The following is a 20,581-nucleotide window of genomic DNA, read 5'->3' on the forward strand; positions in this document are numbered from 1 at the left end:
AGCCTTTATAAATTAACTATAGACGGAACTGGTCGCCCAGATAGACTCGTTTTACATGTTCGTCATTGAGTACTTCTGATGGCGTACCGTGGGCAATCAGTTGCCCTTGGCTAACAATGTAAGCTTGCTCACAGACATCCAGAGTTTCCCTTACATTATGATCGGTGATCAGTACGCCAAGGCCACGATCGCGCAAATGTTCAATGATTTTCTTGATATCGATCACAGATATAGGGTCAACGCCGGCAAAAGGCTCATCGAGAAGGATGAATTTCGGGTTAGCAGCCAATGCTCGCGCAATTTCCACCCGGCGTCGTTCACCCCCTGATAGTGCCATACCTAAGCTATTGCGAATGTGCTGTATGTTGAATTCATCTAACAATTCTTCCAGTTTTTCCTGACGCTCAAGTTTTGACAGCTCTTTGCGGGTTTGCAGTACCGCCATCAGGTTATCGTGGACCGATAGCTTGCGGAAGATCGATGCTTCCTGCGGCAAGTAGCCAATCCCCATTCGCGAGCGGTTATGCATCGGCTGTAGGCTGATGTCGGTATCATCAATGGTGATGGTACCTTCGTCACGGGCAACTAGGCCGACAATCATATAGAAAGAGGTGGTCTTGCCGGCACCGTTGGGCCCAAGTAGACCGACAATCTTGCCCGATTTGACCTCTAGGCTGACATCAGAAACCACTTTGCGGCCGCTGTAGCTTTTGGCTAGGTGTTGTGCTTTTAAGGTTGCCATAGCATGGTTACTTCTTGTCGTTGTTCAACTGGTTCGGCTGAAGGATTGTCGTGACGCGCTGTTTCTTGCCGCTTTCGGCCACCAACTTCTGCTGGTCGATGCGGTAGCTGATCACGTTACCTTTAATTTCGCTGCCTTCCTGAATCAGAACCGCTTCGTCGGTCATCTTGAGGAATTCGGTGGCAGTCTCATAGCGCATTTTTTTGGCGGAGCCATCTATTGGCTTGCCGTCATCCATCAGCTGGTGGAATGTCGCCGGATTGCCGAAAGCATCAATGGTTTCTTGACCTTCTTGACCGCCAGGGCGAGTGACTACCACTTTGTCGGCACGGATATCAATACTGCCTTGGCGTAGGATGACATTGCCGGTGAAGGTAACGATATTCTTCTGAATATCTAACTCTTGGTTGTCTGAGTCGATATAGATAGGCTGCTCGGTGTCATTACTCAGTGCCCAGCTGGTTGTGCTCAGGCACAGGCAGAGCAGGGTCATTAATTTATAGCGCTTCATATCTACCTTTTACATTATTTAATAAGGTGGCGATGTTACGGTCCATGTTGCCTTTCATGCCTGTTCCTTCGTTTTGGAAGGAATCACCGGTAATAATGACATGATCCGGCGTGTCGAAGTCCTTGCTAACCAAATCCAGCCGCAAGGTGTCGGTTTGGATAACGCGAACAGCTGAGTCAGGCAACAAGTTGAAAATACGAACATTACCGGTCATTTGCAAGATATGCTTTTTGTCCAGCCGTGCTTCATTGGAGCTGATCCGCCATTCGGTTTCACTGCCGTCTTTATAGACCCACAACACTGGCTCGATAAAGTCTGTATTGCCGCTCTGGCTAAAGTACTCAAGGTAATCGGCATCGATCTGGTAGCTGCGCAGCCCTGACTCATTGTAGGACGTATTGACAACAGACTTGCCAGTGAAAATCGGTTTCTCTGTATCCGGGGCAACTTGGATGTCCTCTGCCCAGTGCTTTTCAAGCAGGTAATAGCCTGTCCATGCACAGATGACAATCAACAGTGCATAGAGTAGCCGCTGTAAGGTCATATACTTAAGCCTTTATGTTTGTCCAATTCCCCTCGGGCTTCAAGGATCAGATCACACACTTCGCGAACGGCACCGAATCCACCCTGGATACGGGTGACAAAGTCTGCACGCTGGGCTAATAGGGGATGGCCGTCGGCAACACAGACGGAAAGACCGATTTTTTCCATTACCGGCCAATCAATCAGATCATCGCCAATATAGGCGGTGTTTTCCGGAGCGATGCCTAGGTTGGCAACGATGTCTTCGTAGGCGGCTAATTTATTATCCTGCCCCTGATAGACATGCTTGATACCCAAAGCCGACATCCTGTTTTCGACAATTGCTGATTTGCGGCCGGTGATAATGGCCACTTCGATACCGGCCCCCATCAAGGATTTAATGCCATAGCCATCGCGGGTATGGAACGTTTTTAGCTCTTCGCCATCATTGCCCATGTAGATACGGCCGTCAGAAAAGACACCGTCAACATCGCAGATCAGTAGCTGAATAGTGCGGGCGTGGGAAAATACAGCTTGGCTGACTGGGCCGTATAGGGTATCTATTTGCATTACATCACTCCCGCTTTCAGTAGATCATGCATGTTTAGCGCGCCGACCAATACACCGTTATCGGTTACTAGAATGCCACTTATTTTGCGATCTTCCATCAATTTCAGGCCTTCGGCAGCAAGCACGTCAGCGCGGATTGTCACTGGGTTGCGGGTCATCACCTCGCCGATAGCCGTGTTGTGGATATCAACACGGTTATCCAGCAGGCGACGAAGATCACCATCGGTAAAGATACCAAGCAGTTGCTGCTCTTTATCAATGATAGCCGTCATTCCCAAGCCTTTGCGAGAGACTTCCAATAATGCATCTTTGATCAGCGCTTGCTCACTGACTGCCGGCAGACGTTCACCGGTGTGCATGATATCACTGATACGTAGCAGTAATTTACGGCCCAGTGCGCCCCCCGGGTGGGATAGGGCGAAGTCGTCAGCAGTAAAACCGCGGGCCTCCATCAAGGCGATGGCCAGAGCATCGCCCATCGCCAACGTTGCGGTAGTGCTGGATGTCGGTGCCAGGTTGAGCGGGCACGCTTCTTTGTTGACGGTGATCTGCAAGTGGATCTGCGACAGCTTTGCCATACTGGATTCCGGTTTGCCGGTCATGCTGATCAGTGGAATGCCCAAGCGTTTGATCACAGGCAGCAGGGTCAGGATTTCAGACGCCTCTCCAGAGTTGGAAATCGCAAGCACCACATCGCCTTTCTCGATCATTCCCAAGTCGCCATGACTGGCTTCTCCTGGGTGGACAAAAAAGGCGGGTGTGCCAGTACTGGCTAGGGTCGCCGCCATTTTATTTCCAATATGACCGGATTTCCCCATCCCCATGACAATAACTTTGCCATTGCCATTGCTGTTGCTGATCAATTGACAAGCCTCAGTGAAGCTACCATTAATATAATGGGTTAGCCCTTTGAGCGCATCGGCTTCAATTTCAATAACTTTACGGCCAATTTCGCAATAATCAAACGCTGTAGACATACTATTCCTCTCCATTAGGCCGCTAGATTATAAAACAGATAACCTTGATAGGCGATAAACGTTGCCAGCAGGATGAAACCTTCTACCCGGTTGATTCGACGACGCTTTCCAAGAGCCATTAGTACCAACAATACTGATACACCCAGCATGACGTAGTAGTCACGCCCCATTGCTAGCGGGCTTAGGTTTGATGGGTTAAGTAGCCCTGGGATCCCCATTACTGCCAGAATATTGAAGACGTTGGAACCGATAATATTACCGACGGCCATGTCATCTTCGCCTTTGAACAGACTGGCAACAGACGCCGCCAATTCAGGCAAGCTGGTACCAATGGCAATAATCGTCAGGCCGATCACCAGATCGCTCATGCCGAAAAATTTGGCAATGGTCACGGCCGAATCAACCAGCATACTCGCAGCAAAAGGGAGTAGAACCAAACCAATCAGAGTCCACATGATGGCCTTTGGGTTGCTGACACCGTCTGGGATCTCTGACTCTTGCTCTTCAACAAGTGGATCGCCACCGGTTGCTTTGGCATTACGGCTGATTTTCAGCATTGCTAGCAAAAAGAGAACAAACAGGACAACGAGAAGAACACCTTCAAAGAAGCCAAGGTGGTTATCCCACAGCAGCACACCAGCGACAAGGGTCACAGTCATCATTAACGGCAGTTCGCGGCGGATGATACCAGAGCTTATAGACAGCGGCTTGATCAGTGCAGTAATACCGAGGATAAGGGCAATATTGGCGATATTTGAGCCCAGCACATTTCCGACAGCGGTGTCTGTTTTGCCGTCCAGAGCAGCGGTTGCCGAGACCATCATTTCAGGGGCGGAAGAGCCCATGGCAAGGATAGTCATGCCAATGACAAGTGGTGTAACACCAAAATTTTTAGCAAGCGCCGCAGCGCCATAAACAAGTCGATCTGCGCTCCATACCAGTAAGGTTAGGCCGATACAGAGAAACACGATGGCTTCGAGCATTGTTATCCCTTTTGTAAAAGTGTGCTGGATTGAATCACTACTGCATGCCGGGTGTGGGACTGTGATCCAATTGGGGGTGATAAATATAAGAGACCAATTTTGACGGTTCGGTCATGAAAAAGAAAGCAAAAGGGGTGAGAAATTGATTAATAGAGGAGGATTTTTATGTCCTTGGCGAAGAGCCTGAACAGGGCGGGACGGATCCGACTCAAAGAGGGGAGGCGTTTTGGGCTTGGCGTACACTGTAATTGTCAACCGGACCGAGAAATCACAGACTTCTTACAGTTCATCTCTTGAGTTGCTAGCATATTCTACCTATCATCAAAGACATAAAGATAACTAATTAATTCTATTCATATAATGTCGCTTGTTATGATAGCAGGTGGGTAATTGGACAGGCAGGACGGCCAAAATAAGGTAACTATGGAGCAGACAGAAACGTTGGTTTCCATCCGGCATATGACTTTCTCCCGTGGTGAGCGGAAAATCTTCGATGATGTGTCGCTGGATGTACCGAAGGGCAAAGTGACGGCGATCATGGGGCCCTCAGGGATCGGAAAGACCACCTTGCTACGGCTTATTGGGGGACAGATCTTACCGGATAGCGGCGATATCTGGTTCGACGGCTGGAATATACCAACCCTTAGCCGAAGCGAGCTGTATCAAGCACGCAAGAAAATGAGCATGTTATTCCAGTCCGGGGCGTTGTTCACTGACATGACGGTGTTTGACAATGTGGCCTTTCCGCTGCGCGAGCATACAGAGTTACCGGAAGATTTGTTGCGTACCTTGGTACTGCTCAAACTTGAGGCCGTTGGTCTTAGAGGAGCAGCTCAGCTAACGCCGAGTGAACTCTCTGGTGGTATGGCCCGGCGGGCCGCACTGGCAAGGGCGATAGCCCTTGACCCCGATCTTATTTTGTACGATGAACCTTTTGCCGGCCAAGACCCGATTACTATGGGCGTGATCGTAAAGCTGATCCGCGATCTTAACCTGGCGCTCGGTATTACATCGGTGATTGTTTCCCACGATGTGCCTGAGGTAATGAGTATTGCCGATCATGTCTATATTCTTTCTGGTAGCCAGATTATTGGTCAGGGCACGCCGCAGCAGCTATTGGATAATCCCGATCCACGTATTCGCCAGTTTATTGATGGCTACGCCGATGGGCCGGTGCCGTTCCGCTATCCTGCCTTGCCAATGGAGCAGGATTTGTTTGCGAGTGATGGCAAGGAGCAGCAAGCATGATCACTGAGTTTGTTTCCCGTCAGGGCCGGCGGGCGCTGGATATATTCCAGACTATGGGCCGGGCAACACTGGTACTTTACGGCGCGCTGGTTAGTCGGCCTCAACCTGGCAGGATGTTCCCGCTGTTGCTGCGACAGCTGTATTCGGTCGGTGTGCTGTCGGTAGCGATTATTTTGGTTTCAGGCCTGTTCATCGGCATGGTTTTGAGTCTGCAAGGTTATATTGTGCTGGTGGACTTCGGGGCCGAAACCAGCCTTGGCCAAATGGTTGCTTTGTCTTTGCTGCGAGAGTTGGGGCCGGTGGTGACCGCTTTGCTGTTCGCCGGACGGGCTGGCTCGGCATTGACGGCTGAAATTGGCTTGATGAAAACCACCGAGCAGCTGTCGAGTATGGAAATGATGGCCGTTGATCCTCTACGTCTGGTGATTGCACCGCGTTTTTGGGCCGGTGTCATTTCGTTGCCGCTGCTGACGATGCTGTTCTGCGCTGTCGGTATCTGGGGCGGTCAGCTGGTAGGCGTAGATTGGAAAGGGATTGATTACGGCAGCTTCTGGTCGGTGATGCAGTCTTCGGTCGACCTTGGTTACGATATTGGTAACAGCATTATCAAGTCTGTGGTGTTTGCCATTACCGTCACATGGATTGCGGTATTTAATGGGTACGATGCGGCACCGACATCCGAAGGGATCAGTCGGGCAACGACCCGTACCGTGGTGAATTCGTCTTTGGCTGTGCTGGGCTTGGATTTCGTCCTTACCGCCATGATGTTTGGCAACTGATAAAGCCGCAATGCGGTAATACAACAGGGAAAAAACTGATGCAGCAAGCGAAAAAACTAGAATTATGGGTAGGCAGCTTTGTATTGGCTGGCTTTGCAGCCCTACTGGTGTTGATCTTCAAGGTTGCCGATGTACAGAACTTGGGGGGATCGGACACCTATACCCTTGAGGCGCATTTCGACAATATTGGCGGCTTGAAAGTTCGCTCGCCGATCAAGGTTGGTGGGGTGACGGTGGGGAAAATCACTAAGATTAGTTTAGAAGCGGAAACCTATGTGCCGGTGGTGACCCTGGCGATAGAGAAAAAATTTGGGTATTTCCCTGAGACGAGCTCGGCCGCCATTTTGACCTCTGGCCTATTGGGCGAGCAGTACCTTGGGATTTCCCCTGGCTTTGTTGATGAAGGCATTGAGATGCTTACAGATGGTGGTTTGATTGAGGACACCCGATCCGCACTCGTTTTGGAAGATATGATTGGCCAGGTGTTGTATAGCATCGGTGAAGACAGTAACTAAGAGAGCACACTTATGAAATGGTTTCGTTATGTACTTATGATGTTTATCTGCTTGCCGCTGGTTTCGCAGGCTGCTGTGGTCGACAAGAGCAACCCCTACACTATGATGGAGCAGGTATCGAAGGCAACGTTTGCCCGCTTGAAGTCGGAGCAGAGTTCGATCCAGCAAAATCCTGAACGTTTGCGCACCATCGTGCAGCAAGAGTTGCTGCCTTATATCAATACTCGCTATGCCGCTTATAAGGTATTGGGTCCTAACTTGAAAAAAACCACGGAGCAGCAGCGTAATAACTTTGTGGCCGCGTTCACTGACTACCTGGTTGCCTCTTATGCTCAAGTGCTGACCCAGTATACGGATCAGGACATTGAAATCGAGTCGCCAAAATCGATCCCGGACAATCGCACTGTGGTGTCTGTCCGTGTAGATATTGTTGATACCAAGCGCCCACCTATCCGTCTGGATTTCAAGTTACGTAAGAACAAGAAAATTGGCGAATGGCAAGGCTTTGATATGGTGGCTGAAGGGGTCAGCATGATCTCGACTAAACAGAGTGAGTGGAGTGGTCAGCTGCGCAGCCAGGGTGTTGATGCTGTGACCCAAGATCTGAAGCGCTTAGCGGCCAAGCCAATCCGTCGTGAGTCAGAAAACAATGACTAAGCAAAAGATTGGGTGGCAAGCTCAGGAAAATGGTCTTTACCACTTGTCAGGGGCATTGGAACGTGACACAGTTCCAGCTTTTTGGCAGCAACGCCATGAATGGATGCCGCAAGATAGCGCTGTACAGCTTGATCTGGCGGCGGTTGGGCGGATCGACTCTGCTGGCATGGTGATGTTGCTGCACGTATACCAACAGCTGAGCCTGAATGGGGCTGAGCTGAAAATATTGAATGTGCCAGAGCAGCTTGTCACGCTGCTTCGTCTGAGTCACGTTGAGTCAATGTTAGCTGCTTGCATTGAATGAGCAGCGAAAGAGGATAGCTTGTGGAAATCTCTGAAATTAAGAATATTCTAGAAAATGCTCTGGAACTTGACGAAGTGATCGTCAAGAGCGATGGCAGCCACTACGAAGTGATTGCCGTTGGCGCCATATTTGAAGGTATGAACCGTGTTAAAAAACAGCAGGCTATCTACGGCCCGCTGATGGGGCAGATCGCAGCGAATGAAATTCATGCGTTGAGCATCAAAACGTACACGCCTGAAGAATGGGCGCGTGACAAAAAATTGATGTCCCTGTCTTAAGAGGTAATGATGCAGAAGTTTCGAATCCAGGGCGGTGGCCCATTGAGTGGCGAAGTCTCCATTTCTGGTGCTAAGAATGCAGCATTGCCTATTTTGTTCGCAGCCCTATTGGCCGAAGAGCCGGTAGAAGTCGCGAATGTGCCAAAGTTACGTGACATCGACACCACCATGGAACTACTGAGCCGCTTGGGCGCCAAAGTCTCCCGAAATGGTTCAGTCCATGTGGATGCTGGCCCGGTCAATGAGTTCTGTGCGCCGTATGAGTTGGTGAAAACCATGCGTGCATCAATTTGGGCGCTGGGCCCGCTAGTGGCTCGTTTCGGTCAAGGCCAGGTGTCTCTGCCGGGCGGCTGTGCAATTGGTGCTCGTCCTGTGGATCTACATATCCACGGCCTTGAGCAGCTAGGTGCAGAAATCACCTTGGAAGAAGGTTATGTGAAAGCCTCGGTTGATGGTCGCCTGAAAGGTGCCCATATTGTGATGGATAAAGTCAGCGTGGGTGCGACCGTGACTATCATGTCTGCGGCAACACTGGCCGAAGGCACAACCGTTATCGAAAATGCGGCCCGCGAGCCGGAAATTGTCGATACGGCTGATTTTCTCAATACGCTGGGTGCGAAGATTACTGGTGCCGGGACCGATACCATCACTATCGAAGGTGTTGAGCGTTTGGGTGGCGGCTACCACGAAGTCGTCGCTGACCGTATCGAAACCGGTACATTCTTGGTTGCTGCTGCTGTCTCTGGCGGTAAGATCATGTGTCGCAATGCCCGTCCATCATTGATGGAAGCGGCGTTGGCCAAGCTTGAAGAAGCCGGCGCTAAGGTTGAAACCGGTGATGACTGGATCAGCTTAGACATGACTGACCGTGAGCTAAAAGCCGTTAATATCCGCACGGCGCCGCATCCAGGTTTCCCAACAGACATGCAGGCGCAGTTCTCGTTGTTGAATTTGATGGCGAAAGGAACGGGGATCATTACTGAAACGATTTTCGAAAACCGTTTCATGCATATCCCTGAGCTGATCCGTATGGGTGCTCATGCAGAAATCGAAGGCAACACGGTGATCTGTGGTGATACCGATGGCCTGAGCGGTGCTCAGGTAATGGCCACGGACTTGCGTGCCTCTGCCAGCCTAGTGATTGCCGGTAGCATCGCGAAAGGTGAGACGATAGTTGATCGTATCTATCACATCGACCGCGGCTACGAGCATATTGAAGACAAGTTCAGCGCCCTAGGCATGAACATCGAGCGTTTTAGCGAGTAATGATAATTACCGTTTGAATGACACAAAAAAACCAGCCTTTCGGCTGGTTTTTTTGTGTCTTTTTTTCGGACCTTATAGCCTATCGCCCCTAGCCTGAGTTTTTAATACCCACTTGGTTCATCACCAATTTTCACTGTCAGGTTAGTCGGCTTGCCGTTGCGTAGTACTTTCATCTCGACTTCAGTACCTGGGCGGAGTTCGGTAACGACATCCAGTACGTTACGGCGGTCAGTGATCCGTTTACCGTCAATCTCTATCAAGATATCCTGCACTTTGAAGCCAGCGTTGGCGGCCGGGCCGTTAGGATCCATACCCATAACGATGATCCCGCTGATCTGCTCGGCATCATATAGCCTTGCCATGACAGGGTTGATATCCCGCGCTTCCAAGCCAATATAGCCGCGAATAACCCGCCCGTCGGCAATCAGCTTATCCATGATTTTCTGGGTTAGCTCATAGGGAATCGCAAACGAGATACCGTAGGTTTCAATATCCGTTGTCTGTTGGAAGGAAGCCGTATTGATCCCGACAAGCTCGCCGCGGGTATTGACTAGGGCACCACCAGAGTTGCCTTCGTTAATGGCTGCATCGGTTTGTAAGAAGTCCTGCCGGCCATAGAAGCTCATTCCCGAGCGGCCGGTAGCGGAGATGATCCCGTAAGTGGTGGTCTGGCCCAGGTTGTATGGGTTGCCGATTGCCAGCACCACATCACCGACGGCGGGACGGTAGTCAGGACTGGTTGGGATCACCGGTAAATTATCGGCTTGGATTTTCAACACCGCCAAATCGGTACGCTGATCTTTACCGATCAGTTGGGCGGTGAGGATACGGCCGTCCTGCAGCGCAACAATAACTTGATCGGCTTCTGCCACAACATGATAGTTGGTGACGATATAACCTTTGTCGCTCATGATCACGCCCGAGCCCAAGCCTTGGGTGCTAAGTTGCAGGCGGTCTTCGGCATTGTAGCGGCGGTTGTAGATATTCACGACTGCCGGGGAAGCGCGGCGAACGGCATAGTTAAAAGAAACTTGGGTCTGGTTAACTTCAACCGGGGCCAATACCTGAGGCGTATCGAACATTTGGGTGCGAAGGGCAGGGAAGATAAGCAGCAGGGCGATGGCTGTCACGACACCAAGCAAAATGGATCTAGCCAAAAAAGCCAGCATGTTCGCTCCCTTGAGTGAATAAACTACTGATAATAATCGAAGAGGGTATCATTACCTTAGACAAGATACCAAATGTTGGCTGTGTATTTTATTGAATAAATGAATGAAAGTTTAGTCGGAACTAAGCTGGTTCCGTGGTGGGAGAAAAGGCATATGGCAGCCGGGCAGGCCGGCTGCCTGTGGGGCGGGTTAGCGGATGATAAGATAAAGGACGCTGTTGTCTCGTTTGACCTCAAGGGCCAGTACACTCGGTTTTTTATCAAGGGCTTTTCTCAGCTCACCCAGATTACGGACGGCTTGTCGATTGACGCCGAGGATAATGTCCCCTTCTTGCAGGCCAAAACGGGCAGCTTCGGAGTTCTCCTGCAGACTAGTGACCTTGACACCTTTGGCACCATCACTCGATGTGGTATTGGCGAACTCAGCACCGGCCAGACCCTCATGTAAACTCTCTGCTTTTACCTTGTTGGCGGAGCTTTCCTGCAGCTTAGCGGTGACATCTATTTCTTTGCCGTCACGGACAATACCCAGCGTCACACCTTTGCCTGCACCCAGGGTGGCGATTTTAGCTCTCAGCTCACCAAAGGTGCGGATCTGCTTACCATTAACCGATACGATGATATCCCCGGCTTTTAAGCCCGCTTTCTCGGCAGCGGAGTCAGGCATCACCTGGTTGATGAAGGCGCCATGGTTGGTCTCGTAGCCAAAAGCTTCAGCTAGCTCGGAGGTCAGCTCACCGCCTTGTACGCCAAGGATACCGCGTTTGACTTCGCCAAATTCGAGGATTTGCTCGGTCAGGTTTTTCACCATGTTGACCGGGATAGCAAAGCCAATCCCGACATTGCCGCCATTGGGGCCGAGGATTGCAGTATTGATGCCGATCAGTTCGCCGTTGAGATTGACCAGGGCACCGCCAGAGTTACCGCTGTTGATGGCGGCATCGGTCTGGATGAAGTTTTCGAAGTTTTCGATATTCAGTCCGCTGCGGCCAAGGGCTGAGATGATCCCGGAGGTGACTGTTTGGCCGAGGCCGAATGGGTTACCGATGGCGACGGCAAAGTCGCCGACGCGCAGTCTGTCGGAGTCGGCTAGTTTTATTTGGGTCAGGTCGCTGGCGTCTTTCAGCTTGAGCAGGGCGATATCCGACATTTCATCGCTACCGATCAGTTCGGCGGTGACCTCTCGTCCATCATGTAGCTGGACCATGATCTTGTCTGCACCACCGATTACATGGTGGTTGGTAACGATATAGCCTTTGTCGGCGTCGACAATCACTCCCGAGCCTAAACCGCGGAAAGGGCGCTCTCGAATTTGTTCTTCAGGAAAGTCTGGGCCGAAAAAGAAGCGGAATGTTTCGGGTAAACGCTGTTTGGATACTTGCTTACCTTCAACGGCAATGCTGACGACTGCAGGGGTAACTTGCTCTAGCATTGGGGCTAGGCTGGGCATCTGCTGGTTGTTAACTGACTGGGGAAGGGCGGCTGTTGCCGTCACTGGGGTAATAACAGAGCTGATACCGATGGTCAGGGCGCTTAAAACAAGTATTGTTTTTTTCATTATGACTAAACTCCGATTTTCAAGTCCAAGTGCAGGCACACTTCCTAGTATGTTGATATACCTGCTTTATCTCAGACTTGAAAACGGGTGTTTAGTTCCTAAGATTTTTTTAGCTCGCCTTTGACTCTTCAGTTTCAGGCTTTAGCTCGTCGGCAACGGGTTCTGGTTTTTGGTCTTTTAGCAGGCCCGTAGCACCATTGGCGTAATCGCGTGGCTGTTCGTCCTGAGCTTCTTTGGTGTCTTTCACCGCTTCCAGTGTACTGATTCGGCGGGCAAATGGGTTATCTTGAGCCGGTAGGTTCGGCATCAGCTCGGTCGATGTTTTCGCCATGTGTTCGTAAAGCTTGCTGTAGTCTTTGGCGATGTTATCCAGCAGATCTGAGCTCTGGGCGAAATGGTCAACCAGCTCCTGACGGAACTGCTCGAGTTCATATTTTGACTTCTCTAGCTCTTTTTTCAGTTCTTTTTGCTGCTTCAAGCCTTTATTGCTCAGCCGCGTGGCAAAGGCACCGACAATGGCACCGGCAATGAAAATCAACAGCGCATAAATCCAAGCCATGAAAAACTCCTTTTGCTCTTTTATGGGGACAGGGGGATAACGGCACCGTGGGGCAGGCGTACCTGCGGGGGAAACGGTAAACGCTTATCATCATCCCTGTTGTATAACACTGAGATTTAATTGGTGCTGAATAGATCACCAACTTCATCTGCTCATCAACTTGTTTAGATACTATACATGTACATGGAGCAGCATGGTACTATCTCGCACATGGATAATGACGGTTTGGGCTTAACAAGGATGACCCCACAACAAAAATATCAACACGACCTTGAGCGCAGCGACTTTGTTGCCGATCCGGCTCAGGCGATGGCCGTAGGCCACCTTGATGACCTCTATCACCGGCTTCAGGCCCCACGGGCTGTACCACAAAGAAGCTGGGCTGATCGTTTGATGCGCCGTCCGGCTGAGCCTGCAGCACCGGTAAAAGGGCTCTATTTCTGGGGCGGGGTAGGGCGTGGCAAGACGTATCTGGTCGATACGTTTTATGACTGCCTACCGACAAAACGCAAGATGCGGGTCCATTTTCACCGTTTCATGCACCGGGTTCACCAGGAGCTGAAACAGCTGGAGCAGCAGTCGGATCCGCTGGAAGTTGTCGCCGAACGGTTTTGTGTTGAAACCGATATTATTTGCTTTGATGAGTTTTTTGTCTCAGATATTACCGATGCGATGATCCTTGGTACCCTGTTCGAAGCCCTGTTCCGCCGGGGTATCACGTTGGTGGCAACGTCGAATATTCCCCCCGATGAGCTTTACCGAAATGGCCTACAGCGAGCCCGCTTCCTTCCTGCTATTGAACTTATTAAGACCCACTGCGAAGTGGTGAATGTGGACTCTGGAATTGATTACCGGTTGCGAACGCTGGAGCAGGCTGAAATATACCATTTCCCGCTAGACGAACAGGCTGAACACAATATGCTGCATTATTTCGAGCAGTTGGCCGCTGGCGAGCATCGAGTGGGGGGGACGATTGAGATCAATAACCGGGCCCTGCCGATCCGGCATGAAGGAGAGGGGGTGATCCATTTTGATTTCTCCACCCTGTGCCAAACTGCCCGTAGCCAGAGTGATTATATGGAGCTGTCGCAGATCTACCATACTGTCTTGTTGTCTGGGGTGACGCAGATGGTTGAGGACGACAGCGATACAGCCCGGCGCTTTATCGCCCTTGTCGATGAATTCTACGAACGCAACGTCAAATTGATTATTTCTGCCGAAGTGGGCTTGGCGCAATTGTATCAGGGCGAAAGGTTGGCTTTCGAGTTTAAGCGTTGCTGTTCACGACTGATCGAAATGCAGAGCCACGACTATTTAGCCAGTGCGCACCTGCCATAATGCCGCTGAGGTAGGGGTTGGTCATTGTTGTAAAAAAGGCTCTAAATAGAGGCTGATAACTTTTAGTTTTGGGCCTTAGCCCCGTCAAGTGAAAAAATCGTAATTTTTTTTCAAAAAAAGGTGATTTTTTCTCCACCCTTCCCTATAATCTTGCGACCCACCGTACCTGTAACGGCAAAAGCCGGGAGTGCCAACTACTCGAAGGGGTTATGACTGGGGCTCTGTACAGAGGGAGCATACTGCTCCTGTAAAGTGAAACTATTTAATTTTGGGTAATAATTAGCATGAAAACTTTCGTTGCTAAACCAGAAACAGTAAAACGTGACTGGTATGTTGTTGACGCTGAAGGTAAAACTCTTGGTCGTCTAGCAACTGAAATCGCATCTCGTCTACGTGGTAAGCACAAGCCGGAATACACTCCGCACGTTGACACTGGTGACTACATCGTAGTTATCAACGCTGAAAAAGTTGCAGTAACTGGTGCTAAGCGCACTGACAAGATGTACCACCGCCACACTGGTTACATCGGTGGTCTGAAGTCTATCAGCTTCGAGAAACTTCTTGACAAGAAACCAGAGATGATTATTGAAACTGCTGTTAAAGGCATGCTTCCTAAAGGTCCTCTAGGCCGTGCTATGTACCGTAAACTGAAAGTTTACGCAGGTACTGAGCACAATCACGCTGCACAACAGCCTAAAGTTCTAGACATCTAATTGGGGAAGATGACAATGGCAGAGAATCAATACTACGGCACTGGTCGCCGCAAGAGCTCAGCTGCTCGTGTTTTCATTAAACCGGGTACTGGCAACATCGTAATCAACAAGCGTAGCATCGAAGAATACTTCGGTCGCGAAACTGCTCGCATGGTTGTTCGTCAGCCTCTAGAGCTAGTAGAAATGCTTGAGAAGCTTGACCTATACATCACTGTTAAAGGTGGTGGTATTACTGGTCAATCTGGTGCTATCCGTCACGGTATCACTCGTGCACTTATGGAATACGATGAAACTCTACGTCCAGCACTACGCGCAGCGGGTTATGTAACTCGTGATGCACGTAAAGTTGAACGTAAGAAAGTTGGTCTACGTAAAGCACGTCGTCGTCCACAGTTCTCTAAGCGTTAATTTTACGCTTCAGAATTTATTCTGGAAACTGTGTGCAAAAGCTCAACCTTCGGGTTGGGCTTTTTTATTATCTGAATTATCCGCCTGTTTCGTCACATCTAAGCAACATTTCCTCCGTGCTTAGCGGTATATCCGCGCCTTTCTTTGATCCTTTTAGCAGTTTAAATTAGCTATACAACAGCCTTTTGTACTATTAAAAATAACAAAAAGAACATACCTCTCACATTTGTTGCGAAAAGGTAGCTTTGTCTTGTCAAAAAGTGGGGTTTTATTTATCATTTGGCGTGATAAGCAACAGCTTTGTATCACCATTTTGGCCTTCCGGGTTGGAAGGGAGCTGTTGTTTCTTTCCGTTGAAAGTTAGCCGTAAGCTCCAGGGACGCACAAGGACATAATAATAATCCAGAGCGGGAGCACATGGGAGAATGTTGGATGAGCAATGCGCCAGTAAGTAACGGCCGACGCCGCTTCCTGACTGCGACGACTTCGGTTGTTGGAGGCTTGGGTGCAGCCGCTGTAGCCGTGCCTTTTATCAAATCATGGAACCCGAGCGCGAGAGCAAAAGCCGCGGGAGCACCAGTTGAAGTTGATATCAGTAAGTTGGAAGAAGGCCAAATGGTTCGCGTCGAGTGGCGTGGTAAACCTGTTTGGGTGGTCCGCCGTAGCGACGCTGTTTTGAAAGAATTGGGTGGCCATGACGGCCAGCTTCGTGATCCGTCTTCGGCGGAACCTCAGCAGCCCGGATATGCCCAGAATGAATTTCGTTCAGTTAAACCTGAAATCTTTTTAGCCGTCGGTATTTGTACCCACCTAGGCTGTTCACCTACCTATTTACCTAATACCTTCAGTGAGCAGGTCAATGGTATTTCGTCTGGATTTTTCTGCCCATGCCACGGGTCGAAATTTGATATGGCGGGCCGGGTTTTTGCTGGGGTGCCAGCGCCATTGAACCTGGTGGTGCCACCTCATACATTCCTGGATGATAATACCATTGTGGTTGGTCAGGACGAGGAGAATGCCTAATGGATGCATTACTTGGATGGTTTGAAAAACGCCTGCCAGTGATGAATGCCTATAAGAAGCATTTGTCAGAGTACCCAATGCCGAAGAACTTCAACTTCTGGTATATCTTTGGCTCTTTGGCCATGCTGGTGTTGGTCAACCAGATCATTACCGGGATCTGGCTGACAATGAACTACGTGCCTTCCGGCGACGGGGCTTTTGCCTCGATAGAATACATCATGCGTGATGTTGAGTACGGGTGGCTACTTCGTTACATGCACTCGACGGGGGCTTCGGCATTTTTTGTCGTGGTTTACCTGCATATGTTCCGTGGCTTGATCTACGGCTCTTACCAGAAACCTCGTGAGCTGTTGTGGCTGTTCGGGATGCTGATCTTCTTGGTGTTAATGGCCGAAGCCTTTATGGGGTACCTATTGCCATGGGGCCAGATGTCTTACTGGGGGGCGCAGGTTATTATTTCGCTGTTTGGTGCCATTCCAGTGATCGGCGATGATCTGACATTGTGGATCCGTGGTGACTACGTGATCTCCGGTGCGACACTGAACCGCTTCTTCGCCCTTCACGTTATTGCGCTGCCAATCGTGCTGCTACTGCTGGTTGTACTACACATTCTCGCATTGCACGAAGTGGGCTCAAACAACCCGGACGGTATCGAAACCAAGTTACCTAAAGGCAGCAAGGGGGAAGACTATAAGACCCAGTTCCCGTTCCACTCTTACTACAGCAAGAAGTACGACATTATCGACTCTATCCCTTTCCATCCTTACGGGACGGTGAAAGATATGGTGGGTGTGGCGGTGTTTGCCTTCCTGTTCAGTTACGTGATCTTTTTCAACCCAGAGATGGGCGGCTACTTCCTTGAGCCACCTAACTTTGAAGCGGCCAACCCGCTGAAGACCCCTGAGCACATTGCACCGGTTTGGTATTTCACTCCGTTCTACGCCATCTTGCGTGCGGTACCGGACAAGCTGCTGGGTGTTATTGCGATGGGAGCCTCGATTGTTGTGCTGTTCCTACTGCCATGGCTGGATCGCTGTAAGGTGCGTTCATACCGCTATCGCAGCAAGCTTCACCTGGCCAATATCGTCCAGTTCACTATCAGCTTCGTTGCATTGGGTATTCTGGGGGCACTGCCAGCAACCCCGACGTACACCCTTATGGCGCAGATCTTCAGCTTTGCGTATTTCATGTTCTTCGTTCTGCTGTTCTTCTATAGCAAAAATGAAGCAACCAAACCGCTACCAGAGAGGGTAACATTCAAATGAAGACGTTGATTGTAATGCTATTTGCCCTGCTACCGTCTCTGGCTATGGCGGCGGGCCCATCGGTGCCGTTGGATAAAGCAGGCAATGATCTGACGGATAAGGCTTCGCTGCAGCGTGGTGCCCAGACCTTCATGAACTACTGTTTCGGTTGTCACGCGACCCAATACCAGCGTTATGAACGAGTCGCAACGGATTTTGGCATCCCCTCTGATCTGATGATGGAAAACATGGTGTTTGATCCTGAAGCCAAGATTGGTGATCTGATGATCAATGCGATCCCGACTGAATACGCCGCGGCGTCTTTCGGTGCGCCTGCACCTGACTTGACCATGGTGGCCCGAGTTCGCGGCAGTGACTGGCTATATACCTACCTGCGTTCATTCTATGCGGATCCTAGCCGTCCGTTTGGGGTGAACAACGTGGTTTTCCCAAGCGTGGGTATGCCTCATGTGCTGGAAGAGCTGCAAGGTGTGCCGAGCAAAGTGTACGAATCCCGCCTGATTGATGGCGAAGAAGTGCAGGTATATGTTGGTATCGAATCTGATGGAACGGGTGAGTTGAACGATGAAGAATATGATGAGGCTGTCCGTGATCTCGTCAATTTCCTCGAATATTCAGCAGAGCCAATGAAATTAGAACGCCAGCGAATGGGTTACTGGGTTATGGGCTTTATCGTGATATTCTTTGTACTAACATTACTGTTGAAGAAAGAATATTGGCGTGATGTCCACTGATCAGGTAATCTAGTGGGTTAGAATCTCGCAATGGGGGCCGGTGCCCCCGTTGCTTTTTGTGTATTTAAGTATACTGGAGGGGTTAATGGCTGTTGCTGCCAATAAACGCTCGGTGATGACTCTGTATTCTGATGCTTCTGACATCTACAGCCATCAGGTGCGTATCGTACTAGCAGAAAAAGGTGTAAGCGTTGAAATTGAGCTGGTTGACCCAAACAACCTGCCGGAAGATTTGCTTGACCTAAACCCGTACAACTCTGTGCCGACCTTGGTTGACCGTGAGCTTGCACTTTACCAAGCAAGTATCATTATGGAGTACTTGGATGAGCGTTTCCCTCATCCGCCATTGATGCCTGTTTACCCTGTTGCTCGTGGTAACAGCCGTTTGATGATGTACCGTATCGAACGTAACTGGTACACATTGGCTGAGAAAGTGAATAACGGCACAGCTGACGAGGCTGATAAAGCGCGTAAGCAACTGCGTGAAGAGCTGATGGCTCTTGCCCCAGTATTTGCTGAGTTCCCTTACTTCATGAGCGAAGAGTTCAGCTTGGTTGACTGTTACCTGGCACCGCTGTTGTGGCGTCTGCCTGAAATGGGTATCGAGCTGACTGGTGCTGGTGCCAAAGAAGTCAAAAACTACATGACTCGCGTATTTGAGCGTGACTCGTTCTTGGCCTCGTTGACTGAAGCAGAGCGCGAAATGCGTTTGGCTGGCAATTAATGATGGACATCGACAACATGACACCGCGTAGACCATATTTGTTGCGCGCTTTCTATGATTGGCTGGTAGATAACGACTTGACCCCGCACTTGGTGGTTGATGCAACGCTACCGGGTGTCAAGGTTCCGATGGAATTTGTCAGTGATGGACAAATTGTCCTGAACGTTGCCCCGCGTGCGGTCGGTAATTTGGAGCTGGGCAACGAGGCTATCAGCTTCAGTGCTCGCTTTAGTGGCCGACCTCATACGGTGATTGTCCCGCTTTATGCCGCTATGGCTATCTATGCCCGCGAAAACGGTGCTGGCACTATGTTCGAGCCAGAGCCTGCTTATGCGACTGATATGGCTGACATTGAAGAGGTGGAAGGTATTGTTGAAGAGCAACCTCAGGAAGCGCTTGCGCCTGTTGAGGCGGTGACTGAAGCTGTATCTGAATCCGAACCCGATGATGAGCCACCGCGCCCTCGTGGCCGCCCAAGCCTCCGCGTAGTGAAATAATCACGCCGTAAACGTGGTGAAGTCAACGCATAAAAAAACGCAGCTATCGCTGCGTTTTTCTTTTCTGGGTCCATTCTTTTGACGCTAACCTTAGTCCTCAGGGTATTCAAACACCTTAACGACTTTCTTTACGCCAGACACATTGCGGGCGATATCGGCGGCAACGTTACCCTGCTCACGGCTGATATAGCCGAGCAGGAACACCTCCTGACCTTCGGTGACTACCTTGATGGTCGCATCCCGCAACTGTTTGCTTCCGATGATCTGGGCCTTAACCTTGGTGGTCAGCCAGCTGTCTTTGCTGACTTCACCCATCAAGGGTAATGGGCGGATCTGGAGCTGGTTGTATACCGTGTTGACGTTTTTCAGCTCACGCACTTGTTGTTCGAGCTGGCGGCTGTAGGCCTGATCGGTAGCCTGGCCGACCAGCAATACTTTTCCTTCCACGGCAATAGCATTTACCCGGGTATGCTGTCGGTAAGGCGGCTTGTTGGCCAGACCGCCGACTTCCATTTCGATTTCTTGGTCATGCCATTGCTGGGTGACCGAGCGGTTGTCAGCCGGGTCTAAAGCGGCACAAGCCTGTAGGCCGAATGCCAGCAGGAGAACAAATAGCGAACGCCAGTTCATGGTTTACCTTCCTTGTTGAGCTTATCCTTCGTGATGGGGGAACAAGACCTTGTCGATCAGATCACACAGGCAATGGACCACCAACAGTTGCCCTTCCTGGATCCGGGCTGTGCGCTGTGACGGAATGCGGATCTCGACATCTTGGATACCGAGCAGGCCTGCCATTTCGCCACCGTCTTTGCCGGTCAGGGCAATAATAGTCATATCTCGGGTCAGGGCCGCTTCCATGGCCTTGATAATATTCTTGCTGTTGCCGCTGGTCGACAGTACGAATAGGATATCGCCGGCCTGGCCTAGAGCCCTAACTTGCTTAGAGAAAATTTCATCGTGGTGATAGTCGTTTGCCACTGCCGTCAGGGTAGTAGTATCAGCCGTAAGAGAAAGGGCTGGCAGGCTTGGACGCTCGGTCTCGAAGCGGTTGATCAGGCAGGAAGCAAAATGCTGCGAGTGTGCAGCCGAACCACCATTACCGCAGCAGAGGATTTTGTTGCCATTGAGCAGGCTTTGCACCATGACCTGAGCTGCCTGGGAAATTGCGTCTGGCAGAGCCTCGGCGGCGGCAATCTGGGTTTGGATGCTTTCAGTGAAACTTTCTTTGATGCTCTCTAGCAT

General features: G+C 50.4%; 26 protein-coding genes. 15 read left to right on the top strand and 11 right to left on the bottom strand.

The features are described from left to right. Positions 1–16: 16 nt before the first annotated feature. The 6 genes from lptB to NHN17_RS03605 are packed head-to-tail and all read right to left on the bottom strand — an operon-like array spanning position 17 to position 4,305. Entirely contained in the window at positions 17–742 is a 726-nt protein-coding gene (lptB, locus tag NHN17_RS03580) for an LPS export ABC transporter ATP-binding protein (protein WP_255040768.1), read from the bottom strand. Positions 743–749: 7 nt separating this feature from the next. After that, on the bottom strand, positions 750–1,253 hold the full coding sequence (gene lptA / locus NHN17_RS03585) for a lipopolysaccharide transport periplasmic protein LptA (protein ID WP_255040769.1): 504 nt from the start codon (positions 1,251–1,253) through the stop codon (positions 750–752). Then, a complete protein-coding gene (lptC, locus tag NHN17_RS03590; RefSeq protein ID WP_255040770.1) occupies positions 1,240–1,797 on the bottom strand; it encodes an LPS export ABC transporter periplasmic protein LptC in 558 nt (185 codons plus the stop codon). The genes lptA and lptC overlap by 14 nt, the downstream gene beginning before the upstream one ends. Then, positions 1,794–2,345, bottom strand: coding sequence for a 3-deoxy-manno-octulosonate-8-phosphatase KdsC (kdsC, locus tag NHN17_RS03595; RefSeq protein WP_255040771.1), 552 nt, complete (start codon positions 2,343–2,345; stop codon positions 1,794–1,796). The genes lptC and kdsC overlap by 4 nt, the downstream gene beginning before the upstream one ends. Beyond that, positions 2,345–3,322, bottom strand: coding sequence for a KpsF/GutQ family sugar-phosphate isomerase (locus tag NHN17_RS03600; protein WP_255040772.1), 978 nt, complete (start codon positions 3,320–3,322; stop codon positions 2,345–2,347). Before NHN17_RS03600 ends, kdsC begins: the two co-directional genes overlap by 1 nt. 14 nt (positions 3,323–3,336) lie before the next feature. After that, positions 3,337–4,305 carry a calcium/sodium antiporter gene (locus NHN17_RS03605; RefSeq protein ID WP_255040773.1) on the bottom strand — a complete coding sequence of 323 codons (969 nt, stop codon included), beginning with the start codon at positions 4,303–4,305 and terminating at the stop codon, positions 3,337–3,339. A gap of 423 nt (positions 4,306–4,728) precedes the next feature. Here NHN17_RS03605 and mlaF point away from each other — a divergent pair, with 423 nt between their 5' ends. From mlaF to murA, 7 genes are read left to right on the top strand one after another with little or no spacing between them, the layout of a single operon-like run. After that, entirely contained in the window at positions 4,729–5,553 is an 825-nt protein-coding gene (gene mlaF, locus NHN17_RS03610; RefSeq protein WP_255040774.1) for a phospholipid ABC transporter ATP-binding protein MlaF, read from the top strand. Beyond that, positions 5,550–6,332 (top strand): lipid asymmetry maintenance ABC transporter permease subunit MlaE, encoded by a 783-nt coding sequence (gene mlaE, locus NHN17_RS03615; protein WP_255040775.1) that lies wholly within the window; start codon positions 5,550–5,552, stop codon positions 6,330–6,332. Before mlaF ends, mlaE begins: the two co-directional genes overlap by 4 nt. A gap of 38 nt (positions 6,333–6,370) precedes the next feature. Then, positions 6,371–6,847, top strand: coding sequence for an outer membrane lipid asymmetry maintenance protein MlaD (gene mlaD, locus NHN17_RS03620; protein WP_255040776.1), 477 nt, complete (start codon positions 6,371–6,373; stop codon positions 6,845–6,847). A 12-nt stretch (positions 6,848–6,859) separates the two neighbouring features. After that, positions 6,860–7,504 (top strand): phospholipid-binding protein MlaC, encoded by a 645-nt coding sequence (gene mlaC, locus NHN17_RS03625; protein ID WP_255040777.1) that lies wholly within the window; start codon positions 6,860–6,862, stop codon positions 7,502–7,504. Continuing rightward, positions 7,497–7,808, top strand: a complete 312-nt coding sequence (locus NHN17_RS03630) for an STAS domain-containing protein (protein ID WP_255040778.1) — start codon at positions 7,497–7,499, stop codon at positions 7,806–7,808. The genes mlaC and NHN17_RS03630 overlap by 8 nt, the downstream gene beginning before the upstream one ends. Positions 7,809–7,828: 20 nt before the next feature. After that, on the top strand, positions 7,829–8,086 hold the full coding sequence (gene ibaG, locus NHN17_RS03635) for a BolA family iron metabolism protein IbaG (protein WP_255040779.1): 258 nt from the start codon (positions 7,829–7,831) through the stop codon (positions 8,084–8,086). A gap of 9 nt (positions 8,087–8,095) precedes the next feature. Further along, positions 8,096–9,352 (top strand): UDP-N-acetylglucosamine 1-carboxyvinyltransferase, encoded by a 1,257-nt coding sequence (gene murA / locus NHN17_RS03640; RefSeq protein WP_255040780.1) that lies wholly within the window; start codon positions 8,096–8,098, stop codon positions 9,350–9,352. 101 nt (positions 9,353–9,453) lie between these two features. Here the strand turns inward: murA and degS are convergent, their stop codons facing one another. From degS to zapG, 3 genes are all read right to left on the bottom strand, one after another. Continuing rightward, positions 9,454–10,521: an outer membrane-stress sensor serine endopeptidase DegS gene (gene degS, locus NHN17_RS03645; protein WP_255040781.1), complete on the bottom strand. Its 1,068-nt coding sequence runs from the start codon at positions 10,519–10,521 to the stop codon at positions 9,454–9,456. 189 nt (positions 10,522–10,710) lie between these two features. Next, positions 10,711–12,078, bottom strand: coding sequence for a Do family serine endopeptidase (locus NHN17_RS03650; RefSeq protein ID WP_255040782.1), 1,368 nt, complete (start codon positions 12,076–12,078; stop codon positions 10,711–10,713). Positions 12,079–12,187: 109 nt separating this feature from the next. Further along, a complete protein-coding gene (gene zapG, locus NHN17_RS03655; protein ID WP_255040783.1) occupies positions 12,188–12,637 on the bottom strand; it encodes a Z-ring associated protein ZapG in 450 nt (149 codons plus the stop codon). Positions 12,638–12,877: 240 nt separating this feature from the next. Here zapG and zapE point away from each other — a divergent pair, with 240 nt between their 5' ends. The 8 genes from zapE (at position 12,878) to sspB (ending at position 19,339) form a co-directional block, all read left to right on the top strand. Beyond that, positions 12,878–13,975 carry a cell division protein ZapE gene (gene zapE, locus NHN17_RS03660; RefSeq protein ID WP_255040847.1) on the top strand — a complete coding sequence of 366 codons (1,098 nt, stop codon included), beginning with the start codon at positions 12,878–12,880 and terminating at the stop codon, positions 13,973–13,975. A 284-nt stretch (positions 13,976–14,259) separates the two neighbouring features. After that, entirely contained in the window at positions 14,260–14,688 is a 429-nt protein-coding gene (gene rplM / locus NHN17_RS03665; RefSeq protein ID WP_255040784.1) for a 50S ribosomal protein L13, read from the top strand. Positions 14,689–14,703: 15 nt separating this feature from the next. Then, positions 14,704–15,096 carry a 30S ribosomal protein S9 gene (rpsI, locus tag NHN17_RS03670; protein WP_107350045.1) on the top strand — a complete coding sequence of 131 codons (393 nt, stop codon included), beginning with the start codon at positions 14,704–14,706 and terminating at the stop codon, positions 15,094–15,096. Positions 15,097–15,528: 432 nt separating this feature from the next. Beyond that, positions 15,529–16,119, top strand: coding sequence for a ubiquinol-cytochrome c reductase iron-sulfur subunit (petA, locus tag NHN17_RS03675; protein WP_255040785.1), 591 nt, complete (start codon positions 15,529–15,531; stop codon positions 16,117–16,119). Continuing rightward, entirely contained in the window at positions 16,119–17,384 is a 1,266-nt protein-coding gene (locus tag NHN17_RS03680; RefSeq protein WP_255040786.1) for a cytochrome b, read from the top strand. The genes petA and NHN17_RS03680 overlap by 1 nt, the downstream gene beginning before the upstream one ends. Beyond that, on the top strand, positions 17,381–18,118 hold the full coding sequence (locus NHN17_RS03685; RefSeq protein ID WP_255040787.1) for a cytochrome c1: 738 nt from the start codon (positions 17,381–17,383) through the stop codon (positions 18,116–18,118). The genes NHN17_RS03680 and NHN17_RS03685 overlap by 4 nt, the downstream gene beginning before the upstream one ends. Before the next feature lie 85 nt (positions 18,119–18,203). After that, entirely contained in the window at positions 18,204–18,842 is a 639-nt protein-coding gene (gene sspA, locus NHN17_RS03690; protein ID WP_107350041.1) for a stringent starvation protein SspA, read from the top strand. Positions 18,843–18,844: 2 nt separating this feature from the next. Then, on the top strand, positions 18,845–19,339 hold the full coding sequence (gene sspB, locus NHN17_RS03695; RefSeq protein WP_255040848.1) for a ClpXP protease specificity-enhancing factor: 495 nt from the start codon (positions 18,845–18,847) through the stop codon (positions 19,337–19,339). A gap of 90 nt (positions 19,340–19,429) precedes the next feature. Here sspB and NHN17_RS03700 read toward each other — a convergent pair whose 3' ends face one another. Next, a complete protein-coding gene (locus NHN17_RS03700) occupies positions 19,430–19,969 on the bottom strand; it encodes a BON domain-containing protein (protein ID WP_255040788.1) in 540 nt (179 codons plus the stop codon). 21 nt (positions 19,970–19,990) lie between these two features. Further along, positions 19,991–20,581 (bottom strand): phosphoheptose isomerase, encoded by a 591-nt coding sequence (locus NHN17_RS03705; protein WP_107350038.1) that lies wholly within the window; start codon positions 20,579–20,581, stop codon positions 19,991–19,993.

The sequence above is a fragment of the Photobacterium pectinilyticum genome, from assembly GCF_024357955.1.
Taxonomy (GTDB): Bacteria; Pseudomonadota; Gammaproteobacteria; order Enterobacterales; family Vibrionaceae; genus Photobacterium; species Photobacterium pectinilyticum.